The sequence below is a fragment of the Streptomyces sp. cmx-18-6 genome (assembly GCF_046548915.1).
Taxonomy (GTDB): domain Bacteria; phylum Actinomycetota; class Actinomycetes; order Streptomycetales; family Streptomycetaceae; genus Streptomyces.
Window position 1 is genome coordinate 739,140 of record NZ_JAEBEP010000001.1, and the last position, 17,359, is coordinate 756,498.

Sequence of the window (17,359 nt, forward strand, 5' to 3'; positions counted from 1 at the left end):
AAGCAACCGGGTCCAGGCGATCGGAGCCCTATCCTTGTCCCGGCACGGCCACGGAACCACCCGATCAGGGCTCCCGGCCCCCGTAGCTCAGTGGATAGAGCAGGCGCCTTCTAAGCGCTTGGCCGCAGGTTCGAGTCCTGCCGGGGGCGCACACAGCCTCTCACCAGCAGCGACAGGTGAGGGGCTTTCTGTTGCCCAGCAGGACGGCGCACCTTCGCGCGGGCCCGGCGTCCGATCCACGACTCACTCCGGCCAGCGGGCTCGCGGCAGCAGTACGGTGACGATTCCGCCCAGCACGACCAGCACGGGAGAGACGAACTCCCCGGGCAACTCCGCCCAGGTGAACACCGCCGTCAGCGCGGCGAGCACGAGCACGGCTGTCCCGGCGATGCGCGTCCCGGACCTGGGCTTCGGAGGCGGTGCCCGCAACGTGGGCGTCAGCGGCTTCGCAGCACTTGCCGAAAGATCAGCGCCGAGGGCACCGACCACCACCGAATCGGCCCGCCCCAGCCGCCGAGGGCTCCGTGCAACATCAGCACCGAGCACCGCCGTGACGTCTCCCTCACCACCGCCCTCGGACCACCTCGACGCGAGGCCGTGAGCGGCCGCACGCGCGGCCCGAGTCGAGTACGAGGGTGTCGCGATCATGGGATCCAGCTTGGCAGCCACCACTGACAACGGGGCTGGGAGACGACCGAGAGACCGGCCGGGCCGGTGCTCGGCGGCACGCCCCGGCTTTCGTCTCCGCCTCCGCCTTCGCCGTGGGTGAGGAAATGACCCGGCCCCCGGGCCTCTCATGCCTCCCCGGCCCCGCCGGCCCCGTCCGCCCCGCGAAACGGAATCCCCGGCGCAAGGGTGGCGGGCCGACGAAACGTTCGGAGCGGAACGACGTTCAGGATGGCGCAAGAACGGGCAAATCGTTCCTGTAGGGCTCTAGGCGGAATCCCGCCGCAGGGCGTCCCCCACTTCTCCGCAAACCCGTTCGGGCGAGCGCGACTTCGTCGTGCCCTCCGGCCGTCGACCCTGCTCACCGCCCGTCGAACCACCCGCGCGAACCCACGCACCCCCTGGAAAGGAGCGCCACGATGGCGACGCCGCTGTCCGCCGACAAGCTGCTCAAAGCCCTCCGCGACGAAGGACTCCATGTCGTCGAGCACCGGAGCTGGCGTACCAACAACCGGAATCACAAGGGAGCCTGGGGTCCCACGCACGGGGTCATGATCCATCACACCGTCACCTCGGGCACCGCGTCCTCGGTCGAGCTCTGCTACAACGGCCACTCGGCCCTCCCCGGTCCGCTGTGCCACGGGGTGATCGCCAAGGACGGGACCGTCCATCTCGTGGGCAACGGGCGGGCCAACCACGCCGGGCTCGGCGACGACGACGTGCTGCGTGCGGTGATCGCGGAGAAGGCTTTGCCGCCCGACAACGAGGTCAACACCGATGGCAACCGGTACTTCTACGGCTTCGAGTGCGTCAACCTCGGCGACGGCAAGGACCCCTGGCCCGCCGCCCAGTTGCTGGCGATCGAGCGGGCCGCAGCAGCCGTCTGCCGGGCGCACCGCTGGTCGCAGCGGTCGGTGATCGGTCACCTGGAGTGGCAGCCCGGCAAGGTCGATCCGCGCGGCTTCACCATGAACTCGATGCGCACCAGGATCGGCAAGCGGCTGAGCGGCGCGCCGGACGGGCCCGCCGATCCACCGCCGAAACCGACGTACGAGCCGTTCCCCGGGGCGTCGTTCTTCAAGGCGGGCCGCAACAGCCCGGTCGTCACGGCGATGGGCAAGCGCCTGGTGGCCGAGGGCTGCGGCCGGTACGCGGTGGGCCCGGGGCCGGCCTGGTCCGAGGCGGACCGGCAGTCGTACGCGGCCTGGCAGCGCAAGCTGGGTTACGCGGGCGGCGACGCGGACGGCGTCCCGGGGAAGACCAGCTGGGACCGGCTCAAGGTCCCCAACGTGTGAGGGTCGTACGCGGCCCCTCCGCGTACGACGCCGGGCCCGCAGCGCCAGACCCACAGCGCCGGGCCCGGAGGCCGTGAAGCCCCGGAGGCCCTGAAGCCCCTCAGCCCGTGAAGCCCCGCAGGTCAACGCGGCCCACAGCGACAGCACCAGCGACACGCCCTACAGCGACATGACCAGCAGCACGAACCCGGCCAGCGTCAACGCCGTGCGGATCTGGTGGAAGGTGTTCCAGCGGGGCTCGAAGGCCCTGCGGGCGGCGGTGTCGTCGCCGCCCTCGGACCGCGCGAGGGCGTTGTTGAGCGGGATGTTCCCGGCGATCGTGATCACGTGGGAGGCCACCGCACAGCCGAGCGCCGCCACCAGCACGGGGACCTCCTCCGCGTCGGGTCCCCTGAGTCCGGTGAAGAGCGCGGCGGCGGGCAGGGCGACCGCGCCGAGGAACAGGACGAGGAAGAGAGGGCCGGGGACCTTCTCGTTGAAACGGCGCATCGCCGCCGTGAACTGCTCGTCCGGCAGGCCGGCGAGGCCGGGCATGATCGCCATCAGGAATGTCAGCAGGAAGCCCGCGTAGAGGCCGTTGACGATCACGGACAGCATCAGGAACAGGGAGGTCATGGCGGACAGCATGACCCGTGACGGCCGTTCGCACAGCCATATTTCCGGATGACTGTGCGAACGTCGACCGCTGTCGGGTGCCCGCCGGTCAGCCGATCTCCCCTTCGCCCGTTTCCTCCCCGTCGTCCGGTCCGGCCCCGCCCTTCAGCCGGTTCGCCTCCCCGATCGCCGTCGCCAGCTTCCGTACGGAAAGGTCCTCGGTGTCGTCGGCCAGCTTCCTGGCCCGTGACGCGAGCTCGCCGAGCGCGGGCGTGCCCGGCAGGTCGCCCCCGCGCAGGGTGTCGGCGAAGTAGGCGGCGACGGCGGCCACCTGGAGCCGGTCGGACGCGCCGTCCCACAGACCGCCGTCGAGCGCCCCGGTCCCCACCGAGCCGCTCTGCTCGTGCGCCTTGCGGGTCTTGGGGTCGAGCCAGCGGACGGTGGCATTCGCCACGTTGCCGGACGCGCCCTCGCGCAGCCGTACGGCGTAGAGCGCGGTCACCGTGTGGCCGGGGCCGACCTCGCCGCCGTCCACACTGTCGTCGCGGAAGTCCTCGTCGGCAACCTTGCGGTTCTCGTACCCGATCAGCCGGAACTGCTTCACGGTCCCCCGGTCGAACTCCACCTGCGCCTTGGCGTCCCGCGCCCGGAGTTCGAGGTGGGCGGGCAGTTGGTCGACGAAGACCTTGCGGGCCTGCTCCTCGTCGCCGACGTACGTGGTGTTCCCGTCGCCCCTGTTGGTGAGCCGCTCCATGAACGCGTCGCCGTAGTCGCTGCCGACGCCGACGCCGAACAGCGTGATGCCGTACTCGCGGCGGGCGGTGTCGATCTTCTCCAGGATGCTGTCCGCCTTGGTGTCGCCGGTGTTGGCGAGGGCGTCGGAGAGCAGCACCACACGGTTGTTGACGCCCTTGCGGTGGCCCTTGACCGACTCCTCGTAGCCGAGCGTGATCCCCGCTTCGACGTTGGTGGACTGGGCGGGCCTCATCTCCTCCACCGCGTCCCGGATCGTGTTCCGGTTGCCCTTGACGCGGGTCATCGGCAGCCGGGTCTCGGCCTCGTCGCTGAAGGTGACCAGGGAGACGGAGTCGTCGTCGCGCAGTTCGCCGGTGAGGATCGTCAGGGACTTCCGGACCAGGTCCAGGCGGCCTGTTTCGGCCATGGAACCGGAGATGTCGACGACGAACGTCAACGAGGCGGGCGGTCGTTCACTCTTCGGCGGACCGGCCTTGGTGGCCAGCCCGACGCGCAGCAGCGACCAGCCGGCGGCGGACCGGGGGGTCGCCCGATCGCCGCCGCCCCCGGTCGCCTTCTCCTTCTCGCCGCCGTCGCCGTCGCTGCTCCCGCCGCCGCTGCCGGAGTCGATGCGCGCCCCGTCGACCGTCACCGAGAACCCGTTGCCCTCGGGCTGCTCGTACCCCTGGCGGAAGCTGTTGACGAACTCCTCCGGCCGTACGTCCGCCGGGCCGGGCAGCCGTCCTTCACCGAGGGTGCGTCGCGCGTAGCCGTAACTGGCGGTGTCCACGTCCAGGGCGAAGGTGGAGAGGTAGTCCGGCGGGGCGATGCCCGGCTTCTCCTCGTCCCCGCTCCCGTCCGCCCCGCCCTTCTCGTCCGCCCCGCCCTTCTCCGCCGCCCCGTCCGGAGCCGAGGACGCCGAGTCCGGCGCGGGCTGTGCGCCGCCGGTCGAACCCTGCGGAGGACGCGCGCCCGAGCGCTTGTCGGCGGCGGTGCCGTCCATCCCGCCGTTGCCGCACGCGGTGAGCAGCATCCCGCCCGCGAGCAGGAGCGCCATCGCCCCGGCCCGGCCCCCCGTCCGGCCCCCTCCCCGTACGCCCGTCCGCTTCTCGTTCCGGTGCTTCATCCGTAACCCCCCACGTCATCACGGCGCCTTCGACACTGTGAATGTGACGTACGAGGGGCCCGGCCGGAGTCGACGAAAGCGTTGCGGAACCATCTCGATGAGGCAACAGCGGCCGGAGAGGGCGCCCACGCGGTCGGCGAAACCGCGGAACATCAGGTTCAGGACACGATGTCCTTACGACTGAACCCGCGGAAGGCCAGAGCGAACAGGATCAGGGCGTACGTCACCGAGATCGCCGCTCCCTTGAGCATGCCGCCCCATTCCAGTTCCGGCTGGAGCGCGTCGGCCCAGGCGAACTGCCAGTGCGCGGGCAGGAAGTCGCGCCAGGAGCCGAGCGCCGTGACGGCGTCCAGCACGTTGCCGACGATGGTGAGGCCGACCGCGCCGCCGACCGCGCCGAGCGGGGCGTCCGTCTTCGTCGAGAGCCAGAACGCCAGTCCGGCGGTGACGAGCTGCGAGACGAAGATGAACGCGACGACGAGCGCGAGGCGGGGCACGGTGTCCCCGGCGGCCAGCGCTCCCCCGGTCGGCAGTTTCAGCGGCCCCCAGCCGTAGGCCGCCGTGCCCGCCGCCAGGGCGACGAGCGGCAGCAGCACCATCGCGGCCAGGCTGAAGCCGAGCGCGACGACGAGCTTGGACCACAGCAGCCGGGTCCGGGGCACGGGCGCGGCGAGCAGATAGCGCAGCGAGGACCAGCTCGCCTCGGAGGCGACGGTGTCCCCGCAGAACAGGGCCACCGGGATGACCAACAGGAAGCCGGCCGAGACGAACAGGGAGGTGGCGGCGAAGTTCGCGGCGGACTCGGTCGCCACGTCCATCAGGTTGATCCGGCCGCCGCCCCGGCCCCCTCCGCCGCCGTCCTCGCCGTCCGGCGTGCCGCCGATCGCGAAGGCGATGATCAGGATGAAGGGGAGGGCGGTGAGGATCCCGCCCATGAGCAGGGTGCGGCGGCGGCGCAGTTGCCGCATGGCCTCGACGCGGAGGGGGAGCGTGCGCCCGGCGCGGTAGCCGGCGGCTTCCGGGTGCTCGGGCTCCACCCGGGCCTCGGGGGGCTGGACGGCGGCGCTCATGCTGCTCCTTGGGAGATCAGGGTGAGGAAGGCGTCCTCCAGGCGGCGGTGCGGGCCGACGCCGGTGACCGGGACGTCGAGCCGGACCAGGTCGGCGACGAGCCGCGAGACGGTGGCCCCGTCGAGGCGGACGAGGAGTCCGCGCCCGTCGTCGGTGCGGACGGCGGAGCCGATGCCGGGCAGGGCGGCGACCTTCTCCGCGAGCGGTTCGGACACCTCCCCGTCCGTGGTCACCAGGATCATGTCGCCGGATCCGGTGATCTCGGCGACCGGACCGGCCTGCACGAGCCGGCCCCGGTCCATGACGACCAGGTGGGTGCAGGACTGCTCGACCTCGGAGAGGAGGTGGCTGGAGACGATGACGGTCCGGCCCCCGGCCGCGTAACGGATCATCACGTCACGCATCTCGCGGATCTGCGGCGGGTCGAGCCCGTTGGTCGGCTCGTCGAGGATCAGCAGGTCCGGCATGCCGAGCATGGCCTGCGCGATGGCGAGGCGCTGCCGCATGCCCTGGGAGTACGTCCGCACCGCACGGGCCAGCGCGTCGCCGAGGCCCGCGATCTCCAGGGCCTCGTCGATGTGGGCGTCCTCGGCGGGGCGGCCGGTGGCCTGCCAGTACAGGTCCAGGTTGGCGCGCCCGGAGAGGTGCGGCAGGAAGCCCGCGCCCTCGACGAAGGCGCCGACCCGGGAGAGGACCGGGGCGCCGGGCCGGATGGCCTGGCCGAAGACGCGGATCTCGCCCTCGTCGGGGGTGATGAGCCCCATGAGCATGCGCAGGGTGGTCGTCTTGCCCGCGCCGTTGGGGCCCAGCAGCCCGAGGACCTGGCCCTTCTCGACGCGGAAGGACAGCTCGCGCACGGCGTACCGGTCGACGGACTTCGCGTACTTCTTCGAGAGCCCGGTGATCTGGAGCGGTACGTCGGTGAGTCCGGGGTCCGGCGCGGGCGTCGCGGTCCGGCGGCGGGCGGTGAGCAGGAGGGCGGCGGCGATGACGAGGGCGGCGGCCGGGAGGCCCCAGGTCCACCAGGGGAGGGTGGCCGCCGCGGTCTTCACGGCGGGTGCGGTGGGGGCGGTCAGGGGGCCGTCGAGGGTCACGGTGTACGTGGCGGGCTCGGCCGGGGACGCGTACCCGAGGTCCGTCGCGGAGAACACCAGCCGCATCCGGTGACCGGCGTCGAACTCGTGGTCCACGGCGGGCAGCGCCAGTTCGACCGGCTTGCCCTGCTGGTCGGGGGTGATCCGGTAGGGGGCGACGAGCTGGGAGGGCAGCACCTGCTGCCTGCCGTCCGGCGACACGTCGTACACCTTGCCGAAGAGCACCGCGTCGCGGCCCTCCGTCGCCTTGACGTTCACGCGGACGGTGGGGGTGCCGGTGACGCGTACCGGGGCGGCCAGCGGGGTCGACTCGAAGCGGGCGAACTGTCCGGGGAAGTCGAGCGAGAGCCCGACGCCGAGGGAGGACAGCTGGGAGAGCCCGCCGCCGACGCCCGGTACGGCCGAGATCGCGGGCGGGGCGGCCCCGGCGGGGTTGCGGAACGTCTTCGTGGAGCCCTTGAGGGAAATCTCCTGGCCGCCGCTGCGCAACCCCGGGTAGGTGTCGCCGCTCGCGCCGCGCTTGAGGGCCGCCCCGTCCGTGGAGTCGATGCCTCCGGTGCGGGTGACGCGGAAGGCGGGCCCGGTGTCAGCACCGGTGTCCTGCTTGAGATACCGGTCGAACCAGGAGCCGATCCGCCCCTGGACGCGCGCGGTCTCGTTGTCGCCGCCGTCGTGTCCGCCGGAGATCCAGTCGACGGAGACGGGCGCGCCGTTGCCGCTGATCGCCTTCTGCATGGCGTCGGCCTGGCCGAGCGGGAAGAGGGAGTCGGACTGCCCCTGGAGGAGCAGCGAGGGGACCTTGACGCGGTCGGCGACGGCCGAGGGCGAACGCTCGGTGAGCAGCTTGATCGCGGCCTCGTCGGGCGTGCCGCTGACGGCGACCCGCTCGTACATCTCGCAGAGCCGCTTCTCGAACCGCTCGCAGCCGCCGCCGGTGGTGATGAAGATTCCCGCCCAGAGTTTCTTGAAGACCCCGTCCGGGAAGAGGGCGTCGGCCAGGTTCCAGTACGTGATCACCGGCGCGATGGCGTCGACCCGCTGGTCGTGCCCGGCGGCGAGCAGGGAGACGGCTCCGCCGTAGGAGGCCCCGGTGAGTCCGACCCGGGGGTCGCCCTTCCCGTCGAGCTCGACCTCGGGCCGCTCGGCCAGCCAGTCGATGAGCCCGGAGACGTCCTTGACCTCGCGGTCGGGGTCGTTCAGCGAGATCTCTCCGCCGGACTCGCCGAACCCGCGCGCCGACCAGGTCAGCACCGCGTACCCGTCCGCGGCCAGCTTCTCGGCCTGCGCCCGTACGTCGTTCTTGCTGCCGCCGAAACCGTGGCCGATGAGCACGGCGGGCCGCTTACCGGAACCTCCGGCGGTGAAGTACGAGGTGTCGATCGGCACCCCGCCCGGCCGCAGCGTCCGGTCCTCGCGCTGCACGGCGGGCGGGCCGTCGTCGGCGACCGCGGTCCAGGCGCCGCCGCCCACGAGCACGGCGAGCGCGGCGACGGCCGCGGCCCACCGGCCAGGTGTACGGGGCAGCAGGCGCCGCCATCGAGCAGTAGGGGTCTCCATTCCTCGACCCTAAACGGAGGATGCCACCGGCCGAAGTGCCGCCAGGGGGAGGCGGGCGGCCTCCTTGAGAGGTACGGTGCGCCTTCCTCGTACTCCGGACGCGGTACGGGGCCTTCCCCTCCCGGAGGTCATTGTGGACATACGCCGCGCAACGACCGTCGGGGAACTCCTCGCCGCCGGCCGCCTCTTCGACGCCCCGCCCCGCGAGGAGTGGGCGGCCCGCTTCCTCGCCGCGCCCGGCCACGTGCTGCTGATCGCGTACGTGGACGGGGCCCCGGCGGGCTTCGTCACCGGCATCGAGATGCTGCATCCGGACAAGGGCACGGAGATGTGCCTGTACGAACTCGGCGTCGACGGGCCCCACCGCCGCCGGGGCATCGGCAAGGCCCTGGCCCTCGCGCTCGTGGACCTCGCGCGGAAGCGGGGCTGTTACGACGTGTGGGTCGGGGTGGAGCCCGACAACGGGGCGGCGTCGGCGGCCTACCGGTCGGCGGGGGCGAGGGACGACGGGCGGTTCGCGATGCTGACGTGGGAGTTCGGGGGCGGCGGGCAGGAGGGTGTGGAGGGAGGTCAACCCTGACGTTCGTCGGGGGCCGTCCCTGTCGTTCGTCGCCTGCGTCCGGGCGCCGGTGGCTCCTACGTTCATCGGCATGGCAAAACACACACATCAACGCTCCCTGCCGCTGCGACTGTTCGGATCGGCGGCCCTGCTGGCGACGGCATCCGTCGTGATCGTCGGGCTGTCACCGGGAGGTCTGGGCCGGCCCGGCGCGGTCGAGGTCACGCGGGGAGCCTCTGTCTCCGCGTACCGGTCGTTGACGGGCGCCGTCTCCGACGCGCCGGGGTGGCTCGGGCACGCCCTGGAGCTCGCCTCGGAGGGCACGCTGCTCGTCCTGGGGCTGCTGCTGCTCGGGCTGGGCTGGACGGCTCTGCGCCGGAGGGACCCGGTCCGGGTGGCGGGGGTGGCCCTGATCGGTGCCGGGACCGTCGTGGCGTACGCCGTGAGCGAGGCGCTGAAGCTGGTCGTCGACCAGGAGCGTCCGTGCCGGGCGGTGGACGGCGTCGAGGTGGTCGCGGCGTGCCCGGTTCCGGGCGACTGGTCGTTCCCGAGCAACCACGCCACGCTGGCCGCGGCCCTCGCGGTGGGGCTGGCCGTGCGGAGGCCCCGGCTGGCGTTCGTGACGCTGCCGTTGGCCGTGGCGGCGGCGCTCCTGCGGGTCCTGGTGGGGGTCCACTACCCGCATGACGTCGTCGCCGGGGCGGTGCTGGGCGGCGCGGTGGCGGCGGCGGTGCTGCTCGCTCTGGGCGGCCCCGCCGAACGTCTGGCCTCAGCGCTGTTCGGGCTGCGGCGGGGGAAGGACGCCGGCCTCGTGGGCCACGACGGCGGCCGCGGCCCGGTTGTCGACGCCGAGCCGGGCCAGGACGGAACTGACGTGCGCCTTGACCGTTCCCTCGACCAGGTGCAGCCGCCGGGCGATCTGCCCGTTGGAGAGCCCGCTCCCCAGGTGGGACAGCACCTCGCGCTCCCGGGGCGTCAGCCCGGCGACCCGCTCCCGGGCGGAATCCCGCCGGCCGGCCAGGGTCCCGGCTCCGGTGGACGCCAGATGCGCGACCACCCGGGCCGCGACCTTCGGTGAGAGGTAGGCGGCGCCTTCGGCCACCGCCCGCACGCCCGCCAACAGCTCCTCCGGCTCGCCCGACTTGATCAGGAAGCCGGCGGCTCCGCAGCCCAGCGCCCGGAGGATGTAGTCGTCCTCGCCGAACGTGGTCAGCATGACGACTCCCGTGGCGGGCCGGGTGCGGCGGATCTCGGCCGCGGCGTCGATGCCGTTGACGTTCGGCATCCGTACGTCGAGCACAGCCACGTGCGGGCGGTGCGCGTGCACCAGCGCCACCGCTTCGCGCCCGTCAGCGGCCTCGGCGACGATCTCGATGCCGGGATCGGTGGCCAGTACGGCGCGCACGCCCGCACGGATCATCGGCTCGTCGTCGGCGACGATCACGCGCGTCGTCCCTCCCCGGTCCGCACCCGCGCCGCTCATCGGGCGCTCACGGGGCCAGGGCGTCGCGGGAGGCCAGCGCGCCGCCCCGGAAGCACAGCCGGTAGACGTCCCCGGACCGGTCGTCGAAGCGGTCGGCCGTCATCGCGTAGAACTCGCACGTCACCCCTCGTTCCTCCGGTTCAGCACCCGGCGGCCGATGCACCGCCTGCCGGTCCGGGAGCACCTTCCGCACCTCGGACCGATCCTGCCCCACCCGCAGTCGGGCGTAGTCGCGCGGGTCGAGGACGGACCGGGACGCGGACACCGTCTCCCACACCGCCAGGCCCGCACTGAGCACCGCGCCCGCGGCCAGGGGCGCCACCAGCGCGGTGAGCAGGGTACGGCCGACGCGCAGCCGGGCCCTGCGGTACTCCGAGAGAGCGCCGCTCCCCGGCTCGGGCGGGGGCGTTGAGCGGCCCTCGGGGGGCGGGGGTTGGTGCTCGGAGGGCCGGGGTTCGGAGGGCGGGGGCCCGGCGGACCGTTGTACGGAGGGCGGGGGCTCGGGGGGCAGGGATTCGGAGGGCCAGGGTTCAGGTTCGTGGGCCCTGGGTTCCGAAGACCGGGGCAGTGGTTGCGCAGGAGCGTCGTGGGGCAGTCGGGCGGCGACGACGAAGCCGCCGTCCCGGGGGCCGTGGTCGAGGGAGCCACCGGCGAGCCGGACGCGCTCGTCCAGCCCGATGAGCCCCCGGCCCCCGGGACCCGGCTTCGGGGGCGGACCGGGCCGTGCACGGGCGTCGGCGTTTCCGACCACCACCCGGGTCTCGGTGGCGGTGTGCGAGAGGGCGACGCGCACGGGCGCACCGGGCGCGTGCTTGACCGCGTTGGTCAGGGCTTCCTGCACGACGCGGTACGCGGCGCGTTCGACGGACGCGGGAAGTCCCACGGCCTCCCCGTCCACCGACAGCTCCACGGCGAGGCCGGAGGCGGCGGCGTCACCGACGAGCCGGGCGATGTCGGAGTCGGCGGGCCGCACCGGCGGGGGCTCGGTCTCCTCGCGCAGGACGCCGATCACCTCGCCGAGGCGTTCCACGGCGGCGGCCGCCCTGCCCCGGATGTCCTGGGCGGTTCGCCGGTGCTGTTCGTCCAGTCCGGGAGCCAGCTTCAGCGCCCCCGCCGACAGGGCGATCAGGCTGAGATCGTGACCCAGCGCGTCGTGCATGTCCTGGGCGATACGGGATCGCTCCTGCGACCTCGCCTGCTCGGCGACCAACTGCCGCTCCCGCTCCAGCTGCCCGGCCCGCTCCCACCCGGCCCGCGCCAACTCCCGGTACTGACGCCGGAACCGCCCCAGGAACCAGGGCGGCAGCACGACGAGGACGACCACCGCGACGAACCGCGTCCCGAGGGCGAGCAGGGACGGCGCCACGGACACGGCCGCCGCCCCCGCCCCGAGGGCGCCGACCAGGAACAGCGCGAACGGCCCGCCCCGCCCGGGCTGCCGCCCCAGCAGAAAGGCGGCGGCCGCCGCCGGCAGGGCCCACCACCAGCTCACCAGGCACAGAACACCGAACGCCGTCGTCGCGCACGCCGGCAGACCGCGACCGCGGAGTGCGGACGCCCGCCGTAGTGCGAAGGCCCGCCGAAGGCCGTACGCCACCCGCCGAAGGCCGGACACCGGGTCGGATCCACCAGAGGTCTTGTTCACAGACAGGACGTTACGCAGGCGGACAGGCGTCCGGCACTGCCGAAAGTCATACCCGCGAACGGGAGGGGCGGGGTGTTCACGGGCCCAACCCGCGGGACGGGTCCGAGGCCCGGCATCCCGTTTCCCTCAGCCGCGTACGCCCCCGCCTACAGAAGGGACAGGCTCCGCCCTACCCTGTCCCTCATGTACCCACCCGGACGGCCGGAGGCCGTGGACCACGGCATCGCATGGCCCGTACCCGCTCCCGGCGAGGTCTGGACCGTGGGCGCGGTCATCCTCGACCGGGACGGCAGGGCCTTCGCCCAGAAGCGCAGCGCGGACCGCCGTCTCTTCCCCAGCACCTGGGACATCGTGGGCGGACACGTCGAGCCGGGCGAAACGCTCCTGCGGGCCCTCGCCCGGGAGATACGGGAAGAGACCGGCTGGCGGCTCCGGCGGGTGGCGCGGTTGCTCGGGACCACCACGTGGACCGGTGACGACGGTGGCGGGCTCCGCCATGAGGCCGACTGTCTCGTCCAGGTGGACGGGGATCTGGACCACCCCGCCCTGGAGTGGGCCAAGCACTCCGCGTACGACTGGTTCGGCCCCGGCGACCTCCATCGCCTCAAGGAGAACCGCGGCCCCGGCGAGTTCCTGATCCACGACCTGATCTCCGGCGTTCTCCGGGGCCGCCCGGGAGGCGGCTGACCTCTCTGGCGGGCAGGCGGGCAGGCAGGCGGGCAGCCGGCCTGTCCGGCAGCCCGCCGGGAGACCTCGGTGCGGCCTCAGTGGTTGCGCGGGAATCCCAGGTCGACGCCGGACGGGGCGTCCGCCGGGTCCGGCCAGCGGGTCGTGACGACCTTGCCGCGGGTGTAGAAGTGCACGCCGTCGTTGCCGTAGATGTGGTGGTCCCCGAACAGGGAGTCCTTCCAGCCGCCGAAGGAGTGGTAGCCCACCGGGACCGGGATCGGCACGTTGACGCCGACCATGCCGGCCTCGACCTCCAGCTGGAAGCGGCGGGCCGCGCCGCCGTCGCGGGTGAAGATCGCGGTGCCGTTGCCGAACGGCGAGGCGTTCATGAGGGCGACGCCGTCCTCGTACGTCTCCACGCGGAGCACGCACAGCACCGGGCCGAAGATCTCGTCCCTGTACGCGTCGGAGTCGGTGGAGACCTTGTCCAGGAGGGAGAGGCCGATCCAGTGGCCGTCCTCGAAGCCCTCCACCGTGTGGCCCGTGCCGTCGAGGACGACCTCCGCGCCCTGGGCCGCCGCGCCCGTGACGTAGGAGGCGACCTTGTCGCGGTGGGCGGCGGTGATCAGGGGGCCCATCTCGGAGGCGGGGTCGTTGCCGGGGCCGATCGTGATCTTCTCGGCGCGCTCGCGGATCTTGGCGACCAGCTCGTCACCGATCGCGCCGACCGCGACGACCGCCGAGATGGCCATGCAGCGCTCGCCCGCCGAGCCGTACGCCGCCGAGACCGCCGCGTCGGCGGCCGCGTCCAGGTCGGCGTCCGGGAGGACGAGCATGTGGTTCTTCGCGCCGCCGAGGGCCTGCACGCGCTTGCCGTTGGCGGAGGCGGTGGCGTGGATGTAGCGGGCGATGGGGGTGGAGCCGACGAAGGAGACGGCCGCCACGTCGGGGTGGTGGAGCAGGGCGTCCACCGCGACCTTGTCGCCGTGGACGACGTTGAGGACGCCGTCCGGCAGGCCCGCCTCCGACGCCAGCTCGGCCAGCAGCATGGCGGCGGACGGGTCCTTCTCGCTCGGCTTCAGCACGAACGCGTTGCCGCACGCGATCGCCAGCGGGAACATCCACATCGGCACCATGGCCGGGAAGTTGAACGGGGTGATGCCCGCCACGACGCCCAGGGACTGGCGGATCGAGGAGACGTCGACCCGGTTGGAGACCTGGGTGGAGAGCTCGCCCTTGAGCTGCGTGGTGATCCCGCACGCCAGCTCGACGATCTCCAGCCCTCGGGCCACCTCGCCCAGCGCGTCCGAGTGCACCTTGCCGTGCTCGGCGGTGATCAGCGCGGCGATGTCGTCGCGGTGGGCGTCCAGCAGCGCGCGGTAGCGGAAGAGGACCGCGGTGCGCTGGGCGAGGGAGGACGTGCCCCAGGTCGCGTACGCCGCCTTCGCCGCCGCCACCGCCGCGTCGACCTCCTCCACCGAGGCCAGCGCCACCCGCGTGGTGACCGCGCCGGTGGCCGGGTCCGTGACGGGACCGTACTGGCCCGACGTGCCCTCCACTGTCTTGCCGCCGATCCAGTGGTTGACGGTCTTCGTCATGACGTACTCCTTCAGGCTTCGGGCAGGCGCAGGGGTGGTTTCACAGGTGGCGGCGTCGGGCGGCGACCTGCCGGTCGTACTCTTCCCGTGCCTTGACCGCCGCCGGTCGGCTCGCGGTTTCGGCCACAGGAACATCCCACCACGCCTGTGCCGGAGGGGGGCCCGACACTGTGTCGGGCGTTTCGGTCTCGACGTAGACACAAGTGGGGCCCTGTGCGTCGCGGGCCTCCGCGAGGGCTTTGCGCAGGTCGTCGACGGTGGTGGCGCGCAGGACGCGCATACCGAGGGAGGCCGCGTTGGCCGCCAGATCGACGGGGAGCGGCGGGCCGGTGAAGCCGCCGTCCGGGTCCCGGTGGCGGTAGGCCGTGCCGAGGCGCTCGCCGCCGACCGCGTCGGAGAGACCGCCGATGGAGGCGTATCCGTGGTTCTGGAGGATCAGCAGTTTCAGCGGCAGGTCCTCCTGGACGGCGGTGACGATCTCGGTGGGGTTCATGAGGTACGTGCCGTCGCCGACGAGCGCCCAGACGGGGCGGTGGGGCGGCCGGGGTGGGCTGACCGGGTGGCCCGGGTGGTCCGGGCTGCCCTGTGCGGCGGTGGTGCGTGGGCCGCTGGGGGCTTCCGTGCCGGTCGGGCCGCCTGGGCCGCTTGACGGTCTTGGGGCTTCGGTGGCCAGCAGCACGCCGATCGCGGCCGGGATCTCGTAGCCCATGCAGGAGTAGCCGTACTCGACGTGGTACTGGTCGCGGGAGCGGGTGCGCCAGAGCTTGTGGAGGTCGCCGGGGAGGGAGCCGGCGGCGTTGATGAGGATGTCGTCCTCGGTGGCCAGGGCGTCGAGCAGGCCGAGGACCTGGGTCTGGGTGGGGCGCGCGGTGGGGTCGGGGGTGGTGAAGGACGCTTCGACCTGTTCCTCCCACGCCTCCTTCGCGCCGGTGTACTCCGTCTCGTACGCCGGGTCGACCCGGTACCCCCGTCCGGCGAGGGCCGCCGTGAGCGCCTCCAGGCCGGTGCGGGCGTCGGCCACCAGGGGGAGGGCGGCGAGCTTGTGGGCGTCGAAGCCGGTGATGTTGAGGTTGAGGAAGCGGACGGCCGGGTTCTCGAAGAGCGTGCCGGAGGCGGTGGTGAAGTCCGTGTACCGGGTGCCGACGCCGATCACCAGGTCGGCGGTGCGGGCCAGTTCGTCGGCGGTGGCCGTACCGGTATGGCCGATTCCGCCCACGTCCGCCGGGTGGTCGTGGCGCAGGGCCCCCTTCCCGGCCTGGGTGGAGGCGACCGGGATGCGGGTGGCGGCGGTGAACGCGGCGAGGGTCTCCTCGGCGGCGCTGTGGCGGACCCCGCCGCCCGCGACGATCAGGGGGCGACGGGCCGAGCGCACCGCCCGTACCGCCGCTTCCAGTTCGGCCGCGTCCGGAGCCGGTCTGCGCACCCGCCAGACCCGCTCCGCGAAGAACTCCTCCGGCCAGTCGTACGCCTCCGCCTGCACGTCCTGCGGCAGCGCCAGCGTGACCGCGCCCGTCTCGGCCGGATCGGCCAGGACCCGCATCGCCTGGAGGGCCGCCGGGATGAGCGCTTCGGGGCGGGTGACCCGGTCGAAGTAGCGCGAGACCGGCCGCAGGCAGTCGTTGACCGACACGTCACCGGCGTACGGCACTTCGAGCTGTTGCAGTACGGGGTCGGCGGGGCGGGTCGCGAAGGTGTCACCCGGGAGGAGGAGGACGGGGAGATGGTTGACGGTGGCGAGGGCGGCGCCGGTGACGAGGTTGGTGGCGCCCGGGCCGATGGAGGTGGTGACCGCGTGCGCGGAGAGCCGCCCGGACTGGCGCGCGTACCCCACGGCCGCGTGCACCATGGCCTGTTCGTTGCGCCCCTGGAGGTACGGCATCCGGTGCGCGGTCCTGTTCCCGTTGCCCGCCTCGACCAGCGCCTGGCCGATGCCGGCGACGTTGCCGTGGCCGAAGATGCCCCAGGTGGCGTTGATGAGGCGGTGCCGGCGGCCGTCCCGCTCGGTGTACTGACGGGCGAGGAAGGCGACCAGGGCCTGAGCGGTGGTCAGGCGGCGGGTGCGTGCGGACCGCGTGCTCGCGGGACTCGTCGGGCTCAACCTGCTACCTCCGGGTCGGGCGACGACCCGTCCGTGTCCGGGCGGGCGGTCTTCGGATGCGCTGTGTGCGGATGCGCTGTGTGCTGATGCGCCGCGTCCTGCTGTTGCGCGGTGGGGTGTTGCCCCGCGTGCCGCTGTTGCGTGGTGCGCTGCTGCTGTGCCGTGTAGAGCGGGAGTCTGGCGTCTACCGGCTGCTGGGGCCAGACGTCGCGGATCCATCCGTGGTCCGGATGGTCGCGGATCAGCCAGGTCCGCTCCTCCCCCGGGCCCGCCATGACGTTCAGGTAGTACAGCGTCCGGCCGGGCGGGGCGATGGACGGGCCGTGCCAGCCGTCGGGGATGAGGACCGCGTCACCGCTGCCGACCTCGGCGAGGACGTCCGTACCGCCGTCGCGCGACGGGGAGACCCGGTGGTAGCCGAGGCCGCCCCGCTCCACCTCGAAGTAGTAGATCTCCTCCAGCTCGCACTCCTCGCCCGGGACGTGCTCGTCGTGCTTGTGGGGCGGGTAGGAGGACCAGTTGCCGCCGGGCGTGAGGACTTCGACGGCGATCAGGCGGTCGCACGCGAAGGTGTCGGCGGCGGCGAAGTTGTTGACCTGGCGCGAACAGTCGCCGGTGCCGCGCAGCTCGACGGGTACCTCCGGCGCGGGGCCGTAGCGAGCGGGGAGTCGTCGCTCGCACTTCGCTCCTGCCAGGGCGAAGCGGCCTCCTGCGCCGGAGGCGATCTGCGCCCGGTCGTCGCGCGGCACGTAGGCGAAATCACTCACCCCGCTGAACACGCTTTCCCGGCCCAGCAGTTCAAAGGTGTCACCACCTGCCGTATGCACCGTACAGCCGCCGGTCAACGGCAGGACGATCCATTCGCTCTCCCCGGTGACGAGCGTATGAACTCCGCCCGGTTCCAGCTCGAGAACGCGCAGACTGGACCGATCCCATCCGGCCATTTTCGGATCGATGTCCAGGACGTAGGGTCCGCGCCCCGCGCTCCCGGAGGGCAGGTGGTGGCGCGCGGCGGGCGGAGCGCCCCCGGCAGCCCCGGCGTTCCCAGCTTCCGCCGTGTCCCCTGTGTGCCCTGTGTTCTCTGTGTCCTCGGTGCTTTCGGTGTGGCGCTCGTGGTGGTGTTCGTGGTGCGTGTCCATGCCCACTCCTTACCCGTCCTGCCCGTCCTTG

At 72.9% G+C, this 17,359-nt stretch carries 13 protein-coding genes, 1 tRNA gene and 1 pseudogene; 5 read left to right on the forward strand and 10 right to left on the reverse strand.

Features of this window, described 5'->3' with window-relative positions; all coding sequences use genetic code 11:
* Window positions 1-76: 76 nt before the first annotated feature.
* A tRNA-Arg gene (locus tag ACLJPL_RS03325) sits at window positions 77-149 on the forward strand.
* Window positions 150-243: 94 nt separating this feature from the next.
* Here the strand turns inward: ACLJPL_RS03325 and ACLJPL_RS03330 are convergent.
* Window positions 244-375: a hypothetical protein gene (locus tag ACLJPL_RS03330; protein WP_411079116.1), complete on the reverse strand. Its 132-nt coding sequence runs from the start codon at window positions 373-375 to the stop codon at window positions 244-246.
* 710 nt (window positions 376-1,085) lie between these two features.
* Between ACLJPL_RS03330 and ACLJPL_RS03335 the strand changes: the two genes are divergently transcribed.
* On the forward strand, window positions 1,086-1,961 hold the full coding sequence (locus tag ACLJPL_RS03335) for a peptidoglycan-binding protein (RefSeq protein ID WP_411079117.1): 876 nt from the start codon (window positions 1,086-1,088) through the stop codon (window positions 1,959-1,961).
* 159 nt (window positions 1,962-2,120) lie between these two features.
* Here the strand turns inward: ACLJPL_RS03335 and ACLJPL_RS03340 are convergent, their stop codons facing one another.
* The 4 genes from ACLJPL_RS03340 to ACLJPL_RS03355 form a co-directional block, all read right to left on the reverse strand.
* Entirely contained in the window at window positions 2,121-2,576 is a 456-nt protein-coding gene (locus ACLJPL_RS03340) for a DUF1772 domain-containing protein (protein ID WP_411079118.1), read from the reverse strand.
* A gap of 88 nt (window positions 2,577-2,664) precedes the next feature.
* Complete coding sequence (locus ACLJPL_RS03345; protein WP_411079451.1) at window positions 2,665-4,347, reverse strand: YfbK domain-containing protein; 1,683 nt, start codon at window positions 4,345-4,347, stop codon at window positions 2,665-2,667.
* Between the two features lie 227 nt (window positions 4,348-4,574).
* The gene (locus tag ACLJPL_RS03350) at window positions 4,575-5,486 is read right to left on the reverse strand and encodes an ABC transporter permease (protein WP_411079119.1); all 912 of its coding nucleotides are present in this window, start codon (window positions 5,484-5,486) and stop codon (window positions 4,575-4,577) included.
* The gene (locus ACLJPL_RS03355) at window positions 5,483-8,137 is read right to left on the reverse strand and encodes an alpha/beta fold hydrolase (protein WP_411079120.1); all 2,655 of its coding nucleotides are present in this window, start codon (window positions 8,135-8,137) and stop codon (window positions 5,483-5,485) included. The genes ACLJPL_RS03350 and ACLJPL_RS03355 overlap by 4 nt, the downstream gene beginning before the upstream one ends.
* Before the next feature lie 133 nt (window positions 8,138-8,270).
* Between ACLJPL_RS03355 and ACLJPL_RS03360 the strand changes: the two genes are divergently transcribed.
* The gene (locus ACLJPL_RS03360) at window positions 8,271-8,717 is read left to right on the forward strand and encodes a GNAT family N-acetyltransferase (protein ID WP_411079121.1); all 447 of its coding nucleotides are present in this window, start codon (window positions 8,271-8,273) and stop codon (window positions 8,715-8,717) included.
* Between the two features lie 70 nt (window positions 8,718-8,787).
* Window positions 8,788-9,423, forward strand: a pseudogene (locus ACLJPL_RS03365) (phosphatase PAP2 family protein); the annotation flags it as partial.
* Window positions 9,424-9,465: 42 nt separating this feature from the next.
* On the opposite strand, the gene ACLJPL_RS03370 reads toward ACLJPL_RS03365, so the two are convergent.
* Both ACLJPL_RS03370 and ACLJPL_RS03375 read right to left on the reverse strand, forming a co-directional pair.
* Window positions 9,466-10,179, reverse strand: coding sequence for a response regulator (locus ACLJPL_RS03370; protein ID WP_411079122.1), 714 nt, complete (start codon window positions 10,177-10,179; stop codon window positions 9,466-9,468).
* A 7-nt stretch (window positions 10,180-10,186) separates the two neighbouring features.
* Entirely contained in the window at window positions 10,187-11,713 is a 1,527-nt protein-coding gene (locus ACLJPL_RS03375) for a sensor histidine kinase (protein ID WP_411079452.1), read from the reverse strand.
* Between the two features lie 294 nt (window positions 11,714-12,007).
* On the opposite strand from ACLJPL_RS03375, the gene ACLJPL_RS03380 reads away from it, so the two are divergent.
* The gene (locus ACLJPL_RS03380; protein WP_411079123.1) at window positions 12,008-12,511 is read left to right on the forward strand and encodes an NUDIX hydrolase; all 504 of its coding nucleotides are present in this window, start codon (window positions 12,008-12,010) and stop codon (window positions 12,509-12,511) included.
* 77 nt (window positions 12,512-12,588) lie between these two features.
* Here the strand turns inward: ACLJPL_RS03380 and ACLJPL_RS03385 are convergent, their stop codons facing one another.
* Genes ACLJPL_RS03385 through iolB form a run of 3 tightly spaced genes read right to left on the reverse strand, consistent with a single transcriptional unit; the run spans window position 12,589 to window position 17,328 of the window.
* Window positions 12,589-14,091 carry a CoA-acylating methylmalonate-semialdehyde dehydrogenase gene (locus tag ACLJPL_RS03385; RefSeq protein ID WP_411079124.1) on the reverse strand — a complete coding sequence of 501 codons (1,503 nt, stop codon included), beginning with the start codon at window positions 14,089-14,091 and terminating at the stop codon, window positions 12,589-12,591.
* A gap of 40 nt (window positions 14,092-14,131) precedes the next feature.
* Window positions 14,132-16,189, reverse strand: a complete 2,058-nt coding sequence (locus tag ACLJPL_RS03390) for a 3D-(3,5/4)-trihydroxycyclohexane-1,2-dione acylhydrolase (decyclizing) (RefSeq protein WP_411079125.1) — start codon at window positions 16,187-16,189, stop codon at window positions 14,132-14,134.
* Window positions 16,186-17,328: a 5-deoxy-glucuronate isomerase gene (gene iolB / locus ACLJPL_RS03395; RefSeq protein WP_411079126.1), complete on the reverse strand. Its 1,143-nt coding sequence runs from the start codon at window positions 17,326-17,328 to the stop codon at window positions 16,186-16,188. Before iolB ends, ACLJPL_RS03390 begins: the two co-directional genes overlap by 4 nt.
* Between the last annotated feature and the right edge of the window lie 31 nt (window positions 17,329-17,359).

Bases quoted from the DNA above. Each gene is read 5' to 3' on its own strand.
- ACLJPL_RS03340 (WP_411079118.1), bottom strand. From the start codon at position 2,576: ATGACCTCCCTGTTCCTGATGCTGTCCGTGATCGTCAACGGCCTCTAC.
- ACLJPL_RS03345 (WP_411079451.1), bottom strand. From the start codon at position 4,347: ATGGCGCTCCTGCTCGCGGGCGGGATGCTGCTCACCGCGTGCGGCAAC.
- iolB (WP_411079126.1), bottom strand. From the start codon at position 17,328: ATGGACACGCACCACGAACACCACCACGAGCGCCACACCGAAAGCACC.
- ACLJPL_RS03350 (WP_411079119.1), bottom strand. From the start codon at position 5,486: ATGAGCGCCGCCGTCCAGCCCCCCGAGGCCCGGGTGGAGCCCGAGCAC.
- ACLJPL_RS03380 (WP_411079123.1), top strand. From the start codon at position 12,008: ATGTACCCACCCGGACGGCCGGAGGCCGTGGACCACGGCATCGCATGG.
- ACLJPL_RS03335 (WP_411079117.1), top strand. From the start codon at position 1,086: ATGGCGACGCCGCTGTCCGCCGACAAGCTGCTCAAAGCCCTCCGCGAC.
- ACLJPL_RS03355 (WP_411079120.1), bottom strand. From the start codon at position 8,137: ATGGAGACCCCTACTGCTCGATGGCGGCGCCTGCTGCCCCGTACACCT.
- ACLJPL_RS03385 (WP_411079124.1), bottom strand. From the start codon at position 14,091: ATGACGAAGACCGTCAACCACTGGATCGGCGGCAAGACAGTGGAGGGC.
- ACLJPL_RS03370 (WP_411079122.1), bottom strand. From the start codon at position 10,179: ATGAGCGGCGCGGGTGCGGACCGGGGAGGGACGACGCGCGTGATCGTC.